Here is a 14,703-nt window from a genome sequence, read left to right on the forward strand (position 1 = left end):
TTCTTTGTGCACGACTACTAAAAAAATCAAATGAAAACTTATTGGCAAATTACACGTTAGTAACTTTTCGCGCGTGTAATCGAGTCCGATTTATTTGCTTAATGTGTTTGAACGTGTCAACTGCGTTAAGAGCTAACAGAAGGCTGCTTTAATCTAATTTTTATTTATCAATAACTTAGATGTTTATTGGTGTGTATGTATCGCCTCTGCGTTTTACAGGAGACGAAAACAAATATGGTTTTAAATGTTAAATAAAATAAGTAATTAAACGGCTATCAGTTGTTTAAATGTTTTTATCGAATTGATTAATTGAATTTATTGTAAAGTTTGGTTACGTATCGGAACATTTTTATGCTCCTATCCGTTATTTTCTCTACATTGATCCCAAAATTGTGGCATATTTGCTTACCATATTTACCATCTGGATAGTAAAGAGCTCTAGCGAAAGATAATATATTTATTTTATAAATTATGTTGATTTTTCGTAAAGGCTTTTGGCGTTTTATTGCCGACCATCTGGAGCAAAAATCTGCAATTAAGTTGAAAGTTTTCAATGGAGATTAAATGAACAATAAACTTAGGATTGCTTCTGCAATTTCGCTTGCGCTGTGGCTGTCTGGTTGTGATATGTCGTCACATGCAGCATCTCAAGACCAAACACCACCGGCAGTTCCGGTGAATATCATCGAACTGAAAAGCCAGCCACAAGCAATTACGATGGAATTGCCAGGTCGCAGTCGCGCGTACATGGAAGCTGAAGTTCGTCCACAGGTTAACGGAATCGTACTTGCACGTAGCTTTGTTGAGGGTGGCTATGTAGAGCAAGGTCAATCTCTGTACCAAATTGATGATGCAACTTATGCAGCGGCTCTGATCAGTACCAAAGCGGAACTAAAACGCGCAGAAGCAGCGCTAGCATCAACCGGTGCGACTGCTAAGCGTTTTAAAGAGCTATTGAAAACGAAAGCAATCAGTCAACAAGATTTCGATCAAGCAGAAGCGGCATACCTTGAAGCGAAAGCGAGTGTGGCAGTGGCGAAAGCAGCGATCAACAACGCTGAAATCAACCTAGCTTACACAAAAGTACAAGCGCCTATTTCTGGTCAAATTGGTAAATCTAGCGTGACGCCAGGTGCTCTAGTTACCGCTAACCAAGGTCAAGCGCTAGCGAAGATCTCTCAACTTGACCCAATCAATGTTGATATCGCGCAATCAAGCACACAAATGCTGCGTCTGAAGCAACGCATTGCAAGCGGTCAGCTACAACAACCTGAATCAGCTCAAGTACGTCTGATCCTAGAAGATGGCAGCGTATACCAGCACCAAGGTTCAATGAAATTTGCGGAAGTAACCGTTAACGAAACTACGGGTGCAGTCACACTGCGTGCGGAATTCCCGAACCCAGAAGGCACTTTGCTACCGGGTATGTTTGTTCGCACAATCATCACTGTTGGTACCGATCCAGCGGCGATTCTAGTGCCACAAAAATCAATTACTCGTAACCCTCGTGGTCAAGCTATCGCTATGGTTGTGGATGCGAACAACAAAGTTGAATCTCGCATCGTAACGACAGCGGAAGCGATTGATAACCAATGGCTAATTACTTCTGGCTTGAAAGATGGCGATAAGATCGTGGTGGAAGGATTGCAGAAAATCCGTCCGGGAGCTGCGGTTGCTCCGTCACTAATCAGTGATGAAAAAGCAAGCTAATAGGGATTCATAATGGCTCGTTATTTTATTGATCGACCGATCTTTGCATGGGTGATTGCAATCATCATCATGCTTGCAGGTGCGTTGTCGATTTTCGCTCTGCCGGTGTCGCAATACCCAACGATTGCGCCGCCAACTGTTGTAATTAACGCAAACTACCCTGGTGCTTCGGCTAAAACAGTAGAAGATTCAGTAACTCAGGTTATTGAGCAGCGTATGACTGGTCTTGACCACCTGCGCTATATTGCTGGTCAAAGTGACAGTTTTGGTAACGCAACGATTACGCTAACGTTTAACGCTGAAGCAGATATCGATATTGCTCAAGTTCAAGTTCAGAACAAACTGCAGTTAGCGATGCCTTTGCTGCCACAAGTGGTGCAAGCGCAAGGTGTAAGTGTTAACAAAGCGGGTAGTGGTTTCTTGATGGTATTAGGTTTCGTCTCCGAAGATGGTTCGATGGACGAAGCGGATATCGGGGACTACGTAGCATCGAATATTCAAGACCCGATTAGCCGTGTGGCTGGTGTGGGTGATATTCAATTGTTTGGTGCGCAATACGCAATGCGTATTTGGCTAGACCCACTGAAACTGAACCAGTACAACCTAACCACCAATGACGTAATGAATGCAATTCGTGAGCAAAACGCTCAGGTTTCTGCGGGTCAATTGGGTGCGGTACCTTCTGTTCAAGGTCAACAGCTAAACGCAACGATTTCATCGTCATCGTTACTGCAAACACCTGAAGAGTTCAGCAATATTGTGCTGAAGTCTGATACCACGGGCAAAGTACCGCTAAGCGATGTCGCAAAGTTGAAAAGGCGCTGAAAGCTACATGATTACGGGTCTTTACAATGGTAAGCCTGCATCAGGTATCGCAATTCAGTTAGCAAGTGGCGCGAACGCCCTAGACACTAAAGATGCGGTTTTGGAGCGTATGGCTGAGTTGGAAGAGTTCTTCCCACAAGGTCTGAAGATGGTGGTGCCATTTGATACCACGCCATTCGTTAGTAGCTCGATTGAAGGTGTAGTGAAGACACTGCTAGAAGCGATCGTACTGGTATTCGTTATCATGTACCTATTCTTGCAGAACTTCCGTGCAACGCTGATTCCGATGATCGCGGTTCCGGTTGTGCTACTAGGTACGTTCGGTATCTTGGCGGCAGCTGGCTTCTCAGTAAACATGCTGACGATGTTTGCGATGGTACTCGCCATCGGTCTTCTGGTGGACGATGCCATCGTTGTAGTAGAGAACGTTGAACGTATCATGTCAGAAGAGGGTTGTACGCCGCTTGAAGCGACGCGCAAGTCGATGGACCAGATCACTGGTGCACTGATTGGTATCGGTCTAACGCTATCAGCGGTATTCGTTCCGATGGCATTTATGTCAGGTTCGACCGGTGTTATCTACCGTCAGTTCTCGATCACCATCGTATCTGCGATGGCGCTATCGGTACTGGTTGCGATGATTCTGACTCCAGCACTTTGTGCAACTATGCTTAAGCAAGTTGAGAAAGGTCACGCGTACACAGACAAAGGTTTCTTTGGTGCATTTAACCGTTGGTTCGATAGCTGTACTAACCGCTACGAATCAGGTGTAGCGAGCATCATCAAACGTACTGGTCGTATGTTCTTGGTGTTCATTGCTATCACTATCGGTACGGGTTACCTATTCTTGCGCATGCCAACTGCCTTCCTTCCAGATGAAGACCAAGGCGTAATGTTTGCTCAAGCAATTCTACCTGCGAACGCATCGCAAGAGAGCACACTAAAAGTGCTTGATAAGATGGAAACTTACCTAAATACCCAAGAAGCAGACTCTGTAGAATCTGTGTTTACCGTAGCGGGCTTCAGCTTCGCTGGTATGGGTCAAAACATGGGTATGGCGTTCATCAACCTTAAACCATGGGATGAGCGTACTGCGCCAGGTACTGACGTTCAATCTGTAGCGGGTCGCACAATGGCTGCGTTTATGCAGATCAAAGAAGCGATGGTATTTGCGTTTGTACCGCCAGCGGTAATGGAACTGGGTACAGCAGGTGGTTTTGACTTCTACCTACAAGACCGTAGTGGTCATGGTCACGAAGCGCTAATCGCAGCTCGTAACCAAATGCTAGGTATGGCAGCGCAAGATCCGAACCTTGTCGGTGTACGTCCAAATGGTCAAGAAGATGCGCCAATTTACCAATTGTACATCGACCATTCTAAACTGCGTGCGCTTAACCTGAACATTGCTGAAGTAAACTCTGTGTTGGCTTCTGCGTGGGGTGGCTCTTACGTTAACGACTTTATCGACCGTGGTCGTATCAAGAAAGTAATGGTGCAAGGTGAAGATCAATACCGCATGCAACCAGAAGACCTTGATAAATGGTTCGTACGTAACAGCATGGGTGAGATGGTGCCATTCTCTGCATTCGCAACCGGTTCATGGGAATACGGTCCACCACGTCTAGAGCGTTTCAACGGTCTACCAGCGGTGAACATCCAAGGTGCGCCAGTTCCGGGTTACAGTACGGGTGCGGCGATGACCGACATTGAAAATATGGCGGCGAAATTGCCAACAGGCTTTGGTATCGAATGGAACGGTCTATCTTATGAAGAACGCCTATCAGGTAACCAAGCTCCAGCGCTTTACGCTCTATCAATCCTAGTTGTATTCCTAGTATTGGCGGCGCTATACGAGAGCTGGTCAGTGCCTATCGCGGTAATTCTGGTTGTGCCTCTAGGTGTAATCGGTGCCATCGTCGCGATGAACGCACGTGGTCTGCCAAACGACGTATTCTTCCAAGTAGGTCTGCTAACGACTGTTGGTCTAGCGACTAAGAACGCCATCCTAATCGTTGAGTTTGCGAAAGAGTACTACGAGAAAGGCGCAAGCCTACGTGATGCAACACTGCACGCTGTACGTGTTCGTCTGCGTCCGATCCTAATGACATCACTCGCGTTCGGTCTTGGTGTTGTGCCACTAGCGATCAGCTCGGGCGTAGGTTCTGGTGCACAAAACGCTATCGGTACCGGTGTACTAGGTGGCATGGTGGGTTCTACTTTCCTTGGCATCTTCTTTGTACCGCTATTCTTCGTGGTGGTTGAACGCTTGTTTAGTAAGCGTGAGCGCGAAGAGCATCGCCAAAGTAAACTAGCGAAAGCTGAAGCAAATTAATCTTTAGCTCGCAACAATCCAAAGGGTCGACAATGTCGACCCTTTTTTATTGATTGCCCGTGATACCCAAAGGGCTTCAGCATGCAGGACCGAAAGCGTGGTCACTATATTACGCGTAAAAAAACGCTATCCCGGCGAGGAGATAGCGGAGAAATTAACCGTAAGGGCGCTGAGGTAAATAATCAGACTAGGCTCGAAGGAGTCCCAAGTCATTGCTAACATGGACACAACAACTTTGATAATCTCAGCAAAACAACAATCGAAGTAACAATATGTACGCGTCTAAAACTCAATTGGATCGTTATTGTGATTATTTAACTCATATTGTCAGAGTGAGGCTTCTTAACCACTCTGCTGATCGAGTTGTTCTGGCTGATTAAACATAAGTTGCAGAGCGTGTATGAATTGCCCCACATGCAGACCATCCATCAAACCATGATGCACTTCGAGTGACAGTGGCATACGCCATTTATCACCTTCTTGAGTCAACTTGCCATACGCCATTTTAGGCACGCTGTCTGGGAAGTTGGTATCGCGAGCGTGGCTCATACTGGTGAAATCAATCCAAGGTAACACGGTTAAGTGAACCGTATTTTGCAGCATCTCTTGGCCAATAAATTGCTCAAGAATAAATGGCGTATTTTTAACCTTGCTCTCGGTTTCGCTAGCTCTGTGACAAAAGCGAGCAAAGTTTGCTTGATATGGAAGATCACAAAAACGCACCGTATCGTCATCAGCGAGAACTGCGACACTGACTTGCATCGTGTCGTAAATACGCACTTCATCACCCACTAGGCGCGTTGCCATCGGTTGGCATTGGTTGAGAGCTTGCTGGGTTAAATAGAGGTAAGCATGGAAGAATCGATGGCCATTTTGTTTGCAATAGTTACGCAGTGCAGTGACGTCGAGATTGCTACAGATGTTATACCAAGGGTGACTGAATCCTTGGTAAAACTTAAAGTGTTCGGCGCGCGACCAGCTGTGCACATCCAGCACTTGATAGTTCATTTATGAGTCCTTGTTTTTATTGTATTTGTCACTATTGAGCACTTGGGTCAAGTGCTCTTTGAGTAAAGTAACCCTTGCTGTGTCACGCAGGGATGGAAGATAAATCATATACAAATTGACTTCAGGTAATTGGTACTCGCTCAATACCTGAATGAGCCGTCCTTCTTTAAGTGCCTCTTTGACTTGAAAGATGGGTTGCATCGTGATGCCAGCACCTTCAATCGCAGCACTCATCATGGCTTGCCCGCTATTAATGGTTAATTTAGACGACACCTCAGGTTGAAAGCGTTGTTGGCCATCAAAGAAGCTCCAGTTGTGATTGAGGTAATGAATACTGGATTGCAAACATTGGTGGTGAGTGAGCTCATTAGGGTGAGTCGGCGTACCATGCTGTTGTAGATATTCTGGGGAAGCACAAACAACCATGGCAAAGCTTCGCAGTTTATGGGCGATTAGGTTTTCATAACCATCGAGCTTATCGCGGAAAATAACCTCAAACCCATCCTGTTTGATATCCGGTAGGCGGTTGTCGACCACTAGGTCAATCTCGAGTTTTGGATAGCGCTGCATAAACTGAGCAAGGCTGGGGGCGAGCACTTTGATACCCACATTAACGCCAGTGGATATTTTTAGCTTGCCACTCGGTTCATTCATATTGCGGTAGATGTCTTCCTCAGCGGCTTTCAGTTCAGCCAAAATGGTTTGGCAACGCTGATAGTAGCGTTCACCCGCCGCAGTCACGCTCTGAAAGCGTGTCGATTTAGCCAGCAGTTTGGTACCAAGATTACTTTCTAACCCTCGCACATGTTTGCCGACCATTTGTGCACTGATTCCACGTTCTTCTGCGACGGCGGAAAATGAGCCGAGTTCGACTGCACGAACGAAGATTTCCATGCTAGTGATACGATCCATTGCGCCTCCAATTAGTAACCTAAAAGGTGTTTTTGTTGTCTTTATTCGAAACTATGAGTTGTTATTGTAATCCCTAACAGTGCATTTATCTTGCAAATTAATGTGACTAATATCACGTAAAAGTTCATCGCGTTGGTTCTCGGTTAAAAACCAACACTCACGGGAGTTACATTGCTCAGTTCTATTCCTCGCGAAATCGCAATTGGTGATATTTACTTACCGCCCCTCTTGGTCGCAGGCTTTCTTGGCGTCGTGTGCACTTCGCTGACGACCCGCTTACTCAATCGTCTGCGTTGGCATCGTTACGTCGCCAGCCCTCCTTTGGTAGAGCTATCGATAGCCATTATTTACACGGTACTGATCGGTACTTTGGTGATCCCGAGTTAATGATTTGAGAGAATGAAAATGACAAAGCGAATGTTTACCACCGGTTTAATTGTCGCGCTGGCGATGGTTGCTGTTGCGTGGAAGTATCAACAATATCTAACCAATCCTTGGACTAGAGACGGGCAAGTTCGTGCTCAAGTGGTGCAAGTGACCCCAAGAGTGACAGGTCCTTTAGTCGCGATTCATGTTAGCGATAATAGTGAAGTCAAAGCAGGACAACTTCTGTTTGAGCTGGATCCGCGCACCTATCAAGCGGCACTTGAAAAAGCCAATGCGAGTTTGGTTCAAGCGCAAACGTTGTTGCAGCGAGCAAAAGATGAATCTCATCGAGGACACACATTGGCTCGTCGTCAACCTGGCGCAATTTCACAAATCATCTTGACGCAACAAGCAAATGCAGTCGAATCAGCAAAAGCGGGTGTGATGGTCGCCAAAGCAGCCGTAGAAGAAGCCAAACTCAATTTAAGTTTTACTCATATTACGGCTCCTGTTGATGGCTATATTACCAACCTCAATTTGCGTATCGGTAGCCAAGTTGTTGCCAACCAGCCCATGGTCGCATTGGTGGATAAGAATAGCTTTTGGATTGAGGGCTTTTTTAAAGAAACAGACATCAGTGACGTACAAGTCGGTGACACCGCAACGGTGACACTGATGTCCTATACTGAGCAGCCCCTTTCAGCGCATGTTGAAAGTATTGGCTACGGCATTGCGCATAAAGATGGCAGTACAGGAGTGTCATTGCTGCCTAATGTGAATCCAACTTTCCAATGGATTCGCTTGGCACAACGTATTCCAGTGCGTATTCGACTTAATCATTTACCGAATGATCTTCAGCTACGTGTCGGTTCAAGTGCATCTATCGTGATCCATAAAAAGGCTGAGCACGAGATGTTCCCCATATTTGCGAGCCAAATGCAATGATACATCGCTATCAACTGCCGCTTAAAGTGGCGTTAGCACTCACTTTAGCCGTGGTGAGTGCGCTTTGGCTGGGATGGGAAAAGCCATATTGGGCGGCGTTTTCAGTGGTGGTAATGGCCGTCACAGAGTCTAGCGGTCATTCACTGAAAAAAGGACGCCATCGTATTATCGGTACGTTCTTCGGCATCTTGGTCGCTTTTATTCTGGTTGGTTTATTTGCCCAGAGTCCTGTTGAACTGCTCACGATTTATTGCCTTTTTTGCGCAGTGTGCGTCTATCAACAAACCAACCTGAAAAACGGCTACGCATGGTCGATTTGTATGATGGTCGCGACATTGGTGATGGTGATGGGGGGCTTCTCCAGTGAACAACTTTTCACTATCTCGGTGCTTCGAATTCAAGAAACCATACTAGGCGTGGTGTGTTTTTCGCTGGTGTTTAGCTTGCTATGGCCAGCCTCTAGTCGTGTGTTGTTATTGCGAACCTTACATAGCTATTACCAGCAACAAGCACAACTGATTAGCACGGTGATTGATGATCTTGCACGAACAGGTCAACTCCCTAAAGAGTACTCATTGGGTAACAGTATAAAACGCCTGTCTCGCTTGGATGATTTGATTCAGGCTGCAATGGCCGACAGTTATGAACTGGGCAGCACCGCAAAACAATGGCAGCAACTGCTACAGTTGCAAAACCAGTGGGCGCTTATTTGTGGTCATTTGTATGAGGCGACGCGTTCATTCAATCAAGCGCTGACTCATTCGCAATGTGACGAAATACGTGAGTTGATGGAACGCTTACGTCAGCGAGCGCTTGACGCCGCTATGTTGTTGGAAAATCAGTTATCACCCGATGAAGCATCATTCAGTGAAGTAAGCAACATCGTGCAAGCGAAGCCCGTTCGTCTAATAGATGCAGAGCATTATGCCCATCAATCACACGGTGCGCTGAGAATGTTGGCAAACACTCTTAACCAAATGGATGTGCATCAGCAGAATATGCAAATTTGCCTGCACAATGTTTTTGGCGCGGCACAAGAATTAGCGCTCACTCCTGCTCGTCATGTGGTGGCGGCAAAACGTCCATTAATCAATATCGATGCTGAACAAGCCATTAATGCTTTCAAAGTTTCAATAATGTTATTGATTTCCATAGTGTTATGGCTGTATGTGCCATTGCCGGGCGGGCCTATGATCATGATCTTCGGCGGGACATTTGGGGCAGTGGTGTTATCTATCCCTTTTGCTAGCACGCGGTCGCTGTTGTTCTATATGCTTGGTTGGGCTTTGGTCGCTTTGGTGCAGTATGTGTTCGTGTTGCCACATCTTACTGAAGCATGGCAGCTCGGCGCTTTTTACTTTATCAATACCTTTGTAATTTGGTCTGTGTTTAATCAGCCCCAGCACATTTTTCACCGCTTGTTGGGCACGATGAATTTGGTGTTAATGACCAACAGTGCCATGCGTTTAACACCGACTTACGATATTCAGTATGCGTTATTGTTGTTATTACTATTTAGTATCGGAATGTTGGTGATCTTTTTCGTTAATCACGGTGTGTTTTCGGGTAACCCTGAACGCGTACTGCTGCGTCAACTCGGTCATTTTCGTCGTAGTTTACAAGCTTGCTTACAAGATCAAATTCACGGACAAAAATTGCCTTGGTTAAGTTTTATTAGTCGTCGTCCGGTTCGGGAAGTGGCGATGGCAGAAACCGCGATTGGGGCGATAAATTGGCCAGCATTTCCGCAATTAGATCGGATACAAGCCGAGAAGCTTATCAGTCAACTATATCGAATTTGCCTGCATTACCATGCATTTGTCGACAGCTATCGACAGTGGCAAGCCCATGATTTTAATTCGGCAATCGACAATTTGATCCAAAGGGAATTAGTACAAATGGTGATGCTGTTTAATAACAGTATGATTGGAAGCGATGCGAAGCAATATTCCACTCGGTTGAATCAGTTACAGCAGAGTTTGCAGTATTACCTTGCCGGACTTGAGCCTCATTCACCACTGCAATTAGCATTGAGTCAGCAACAGGCGGATCACTGCTATCAGCTGATTATCTCGTTACAGATATTAATTGAATCGCTGCAACAACTGTTAAATGAAACCAAAGTGAGTGAGCTAGAGTGTTTGCGTCTTTCTCCGTTCACTATTTAGCGGTTTGCATTTCGCTTAACTGAGATAAAGCGTTTAGTGAGGTAGCCAAGTAAGCGCTAGTGTGCCGACGATCGCTGTAGTAATAAGCGTCATTTTTACCACAGACAAAACGGGTGAAATTGATTGAGATAATGCATTTGTCAGTTTAGTTACGGACTCGATACTGTTTGACTCAATAGTATGGGTTTTAACGGTGTTCATGGCGTAAATTTCCTACTGTTTTATGTGCTCAATGTCGCAATAATAACCGTTTGTGTGAAGTGTGTCGATATGGCTATGTAAATTTATTTTCGTTTTTGTAATTTAGTGTCGTTCAATAGATAAAATAAAACCCGATATACGGGGTTTTATTTATGTTTTTCATTTAGTTAGCATTGGAGGAGCAGATGTGAACCTCCGTACCACTCTTTTTCGCAACTGCGTCTAGAGCAGAAGACAAAGGTTGGTCGGTAAAGAGGTGATCAACCGTATCTAAATGTCCTAATTCTACCGAGCCGCGAGGAATGAACTTGGTAGAGTCCGCTGCAACAATCACATTACGCGCTGCTTGCATTACCGCTTTACTTACTGACGATTCAAACAAATCGTATTCCAGCAAAGTGCCGTCTACATCAATAGATGCAATGCTTGTAATGAAGTAGTCAAAACGGAAATTTGTAATAAATTCATTAACTTCAGTGCCAACAATACCACCGTTAGATGCTTTTACTTTGCCGCTAGGGACAGAGACATCGAACGAGTTGTTGACGTGCAATACGTTGGCGACACGCAAGCTATTCGTAATGATTTGTAGATTTCGTTTCTCGAGCAAATGTCGTGCGATAGTTTCAGCAGTCGTCCCGATAGTAAGAAAGATGGTCGAATTGTCAGGGATCATGTTAGCAATCTCTCTGGCAATCGCGTTCTTTTCATCGGTTTCTGAAACGATACGAACTTCATAATCAAGGTTCGCCTTGGTTTGCAAAGAACTTGCCCCACCATGGTGGCGAATCAATAGCTTATCACTGCCAAGCTTCTTAATATCACGTCGAATCGTTTGCGTTGATACATCAAGAATCTTCGCTAGATCTTCGTTGGTACAATACCCTTGATCATTGATAAGCTTAAGTAATTGGTCTTGTCTTGGATTAATCACAGTAACCGATACTCTTCGTTAAGCTGATACAATGGTTGGCGTCATGCTGGCAATTACTGCTAGATGAGCACCGAAAAATCACAGCATAAGGTTTACTACGTTATTGGATTACCGCAGAAATAAACACGATGATGGCAAAAGAACGAGGCATGCTTTCACATACATTTCTTTCAATATCAATCATATATATCTGCAATAGTTCCTCATGCTATAAAACGTTATTTTCGATCTAGTAACAACCATTCGTGACCACTGTAACATATACAGTGGCTTTTGTCTTTTTTTGAGCTGTTTTGAAACATTCAATGACAAGGACAAATCGGAGTAGTGGCAATAGGCTAATTCTGTTTAGGTGAATTTTTGCCTATTCTTCAATACGTTCCGAGGTTGTATATGCATCAACTATACAACCTCAGCTTGTTTTTTAAAGCGACAGTAATCACACAACTCATTAAAATGACAAAAAACAACAAAATGTGACACGCAAGGTGGTTTAATCTCCAATTATCACTATAGTACCGAGTAGTTTGGAGCGTGTATCGGCTCTCGAGCGACGGTCAGCATTTGGCGCTCTCAAAGGAGTACAAATCAGGCTGCGTGCTCTGATATAACAATAAAATAGGTATTGATGTGGAACTGATAATTGAAGATTGGGGTATGGTTGAAGGGCAGCCAATACCTGTTAAGCGCTTTTCCCTTAAAAACAACCAAGGTATGCAACTACAGGTGACCAATTACGGTTGTATTGTTACCTCGTTGGAAGTACCAGCTAAAGATGGTCAGTTAGCCGATGTTGTGCTTGGCTATGAGAATCTAGACAAGTATTTAGGTGGTCATCCATTCTTTGGTGCTATCGCTGGCCGTTATGCCAATCGTATTAAAGACGGACGCTATGAGTTAGATGGTGAAGTGTTCCAACTTGAGACCAATGAATTACCAACCAGCCAACATTTACATGGCGGTAGCAAAGGGTTTGATAAATACGTGTGGAATTACGCGATTGAGCAGCAAGATGATGCGATTTATCTGCATTTCTCTCGTGTTTCACCCGATGGTGAATCAGGCTATGGCGGCAATCTTCTAGTGACACATAGCATTGGCTTAGATAATCACAATCAAGTTCATTACAATTTTAAGGCAACCACCGATAAATCAACCGTGGTCAATTTGGTCAACCATAGTTACTACAATCTTGCCGGTCATGACAGCGGCAGTATTGATGGACATGAGTTACAACTGCATTGTGATTACTACACGCCAGTTGATCAGCAATCTATTCCAACCGGTGAGATTTTGAGTGTTAAAGGCACCGGACTTGATTTTACTCAGCCAACTTTGATCGCAACCAATAGAGCCATGATGGCTGATGGTGGTATCGACCACAATTTGATAGTGAATCGTAAGGTTACCGAAGGCGAGTATGCGCTTGCGGCTGAGTTGTATCATCCTGAATCTGGCCGTGTAATGACAGTGCTAACCACTCAACCCGCGGTTCAGTTCTACAACGGGTTTAAACTCTCTAATAAGCCGTGGTTCGGTCGCAATGGCTACAAATATGAAGCATGCGCAGGGATGTGTTTAGAAACGCAACATTACCCAGATAGTCCAAATCAAGCGCATTTCCCATCGGTTCGTTTGAACCCAGGGCAAGTCTTTGAAGAGAAAACCATTCACCGTTTTACTCTGCGTTAAATTTTGATTCAGTCATGTTGAGGGCGCGATTTGCGCCCTTTTTGAGGTTCAAACCAAGCCAATGTGATGGCTTTATTAAGGGAAAAGCATGAACGAAATTTGGGTTCAAGCGTTGGGATTTGTTGGATTTGCGATTAACTTGTGTGCCGTTTCGAGTGTTGATGATAGGCGTGTGAGGGCGTGTATTTGTTTGTCTTGCTTAACCTTTGCCACGCATTATGCATTGATGGGGGCGATTGTTGCTTCAGCAAATTTACTGATTAACTCATTTCGTGCTTTGGTCTCGCTTAAATACAGCGGCAAAAAAGTTTTCTGGGTTTTTGTTGTCGTCCAACTGGTGCTCAGTGCGGCGCTCTATTCAGAGCCTAAAGATCTGTTACCGATGATGGCCTCACTGATCAGTTGCTACGCGTTATTCTGCGCTAAAGGCATGACGATGCGCTTTACCTTTTTAACTTGTAATGTGTTTTGGTTGCTTAACTCTATCGTTAACGGTTCCTATGGTGGTGTAGTTAACGATCTGTTTAATAACACAATTCTATGCATTACCATTTTCCGTCTGCACCGTCGCAATAAGTTGCAACAGGCGGCGACACAAGCATAATGAGGGAACTCGAGTATAAGTTGATGGTGGTCAACCATATATGAAATCGGTCGATGGGATTCTCAAAATTGTGTCGAGTTCATGCGGTGAATTGATTATGATTCTGTTCTCAAAATAGCTTACTGATTGGAATTAGACATGTACAAACTTGTTGCCTTAGATATGGACGGCACACTGCTTACTTCAAATAAAACAATTAGCCCACGCACGAAACAAGCCATCCAAGCTGCTCGTGAGCAAGGTGTGGTTGTGGTGCTAGCATCAGGCCGCCCGGTTGATGGTATGGTACGTTATTTGGATGAGCTTGGCATGACGAGCGATCAGGATTACGTATTGAGTTACAACGCGTCTCTAGTACAGCGCATTGCGAGCAAAGAAGTGATCCGTAAGCAGATCCTAACGGGTTTGGATGCCAAGAATATCGCCAATCTCGCTCGTGAGTTGGGTTGCCATGTGCATGCGTTTTCCTCTGAGCATGGCCTAATCACGCCAGCTGATAACTACTACACTCAGCACGAAGCGAAGATTAACCAAATCTCAACCACGGTGATGGATTTTTCAGAGCTAGCGGATGACGATGAAATTATCAAAGTGATGCTGATCGATGAGCCGGAAGTGTTAAGTGCGGCGATTGCGCAGCTACCTGCGGAACTTTATGAGCAATACACTATCGTGCAAAGCGCGCCATTTTTCTTAGAAATCATGAACCCAAAGAGTAATAAGGGTACAGGTGTTGCGATGCTGGCTGAGCATTTAGGCTTAGATGCTAGCCAAGTCATTTGTATGGGGGATGCGGGCAATGATTCACACATGCTTGAATACGCGGGTCTAGGTGTTGCTATGGGTAACGCAACGGATGACGTCAAAGCGCTAGCAAACCACATTACCGCGTCAAATGATGAAGATGGCGTGGCACTGGTTATTGAAGAATTCATTCTTAATAAATAACTTGTGATCGCTTGAATACGAATGCCCAGCCACCGCGCTGGGCATTGTTGTTTTTGTG

11 protein-coding genes and 1 pseudogene are annotated in these 14,703 nt (G+C 44.9%); 8 read left to right on the top strand and 4 right to left on the bottom strand.

The annotated features are described in order from the left end of the window. Nucleotides 1-564 precede the first annotated feature (564 nt). Nucleotides 565-1,710, top strand: coding sequence for an efflux RND transporter periplasmic adaptor subunit (locus Vt282_RS13995; RefSeq protein WP_162063780.1), 1,146 nt, complete (start codon nt 565-567; stop codon nt 1,708-1,710). Between the two features lie 12 nt (nt 1,711-1,722). Continuing rightward, nucleotides 1,723-4,867 (top strand): annotated as a pseudogene (locus Vt282_RS14000) (efflux RND transporter permease subunit). A gap of 342 nt (nt 4,868-5,209) precedes the next feature. Here the strand turns inward: Vt282_RS14000 and Vt282_RS14005 are convergent. Both Vt282_RS14005 and Vt282_RS14010 read right to left on the bottom strand, forming a co-directional pair. After that, the gene (locus Vt282_RS14005; RefSeq protein WP_162063781.1) at nt 5,210-5,875 is read right to left on the bottom strand and encodes a CatA-like O-acetyltransferase; all 666 of its coding nucleotides are present in this window, start codon (nt 5,873-5,875) and stop codon (nt 5,210-5,212) included. Beyond that, on the bottom strand, nt 5,876-6,787 hold the full coding sequence (locus Vt282_RS14010) for a LysR family transcriptional regulator (protein ID WP_162047672.1): 912 nt from the start codon (nt 6,785-6,787) through the stop codon (nt 5,876-5,878). It lies immediately after the preceding gene. 171 nt (nt 6,788-6,958) lie between these two features. On the opposite strand from Vt282_RS14010, the gene Vt282_RS14015 reads away from it, so the two are divergent. From Vt282_RS14015 to Vt282_RS14025, 3 genes are read left to right on the top strand one after another with little or no spacing between them, the layout of a single operon-like run. Then, on the top strand, nt 6,959-7,174 hold the full coding sequence (locus Vt282_RS14015) for a DUF1656 domain-containing protein (RefSeq protein WP_162047673.1): 216 nt from the start codon (nt 6,959-6,961) through the stop codon (nt 7,172-7,174). A gap of 18 nt (nt 7,175-7,192) precedes the next feature. Then, the gene (locus tag Vt282_RS14020) at nt 7,193-8,098 is read left to right on the top strand and encodes an HlyD family secretion protein (protein ID WP_162064515.1); all 906 of its coding nucleotides are present in this window, start codon (nt 7,193-7,195) and stop codon (nt 8,096-8,098) included. Next, entirely contained in the window at nt 8,095-10,266 is a 2,172-nt protein-coding gene (locus tag Vt282_RS14025) for an FUSC family protein (protein WP_162063782.1), read from the top strand. Before Vt282_RS14020 ends, Vt282_RS14025 begins: the two co-directional genes overlap by 4 nt. A gap of 33 nt (nt 10,267-10,299) precedes the next feature. Here Vt282_RS14025 and Vt282_RS14030 read toward each other — a convergent pair whose 3' ends face one another. Continuing rightward, nucleotides 10,300-10,467 (bottom strand): hypothetical protein, encoded by a 168-nt coding sequence (locus Vt282_RS14030; RefSeq protein WP_162047675.1) that lies wholly within the window; start codon nt 10,465-10,467, stop codon nt 10,300-10,302. A 163-nt stretch (nt 10,468-10,630) separates the two neighbouring features. Further along, on the bottom strand, nt 10,631-11,401 hold the full coding sequence (locus Vt282_RS14035) for a DeoR/GlpR family DNA-binding transcription regulator (protein ID WP_162063783.1): 771 nt from the start codon (nt 11,399-11,401) through the stop codon (nt 10,631-10,633). 630 nt (nt 11,402-12,031) lie between these two features. Between Vt282_RS14035 and Vt282_RS14040 the strand changes: the two genes are divergently transcribed. From Vt282_RS14040 to yidA, 3 genes are all read left to right on the top strand, one after another. Next, nucleotides 12,032-13,093 (top strand): aldose epimerase family protein, encoded by a 1,062-nt coding sequence (locus tag Vt282_RS14040; protein WP_197740109.1) that lies wholly within the window; start codon nt 12,032-12,034, stop codon nt 13,091-13,093. A gap of 88 nt (nt 13,094-13,181) precedes the next feature. Next, nucleotides 13,182-13,697, top strand: a complete 516-nt coding sequence (locus tag Vt282_RS14045; RefSeq protein ID WP_162047677.1) for a YgjV family protein — start codon at nt 13,182-13,184, stop codon at nt 13,695-13,697. A 138-nt stretch (nt 13,698-13,835) separates the two neighbouring features. Beyond that, the gene (gene yidA, locus Vt282_RS14050) at nt 13,836-14,645 is read left to right on the top strand and encodes a sugar-phosphatase (RefSeq protein ID WP_162063784.1); all 810 of its coding nucleotides are present in this window, start codon (nt 13,836-13,838) and stop codon (nt 14,643-14,645) included. Nucleotides 14,646-14,703: the final 58 nt, after the last annotated feature.

It is taken from the genome of Vibrio taketomensis (assembly GCF_009938165.1).
GTDB lineage: Bacteria > Pseudomonadota > Gammaproteobacteria > Enterobacterales > Vibrionaceae > Vibrio > Vibrio taketomensis.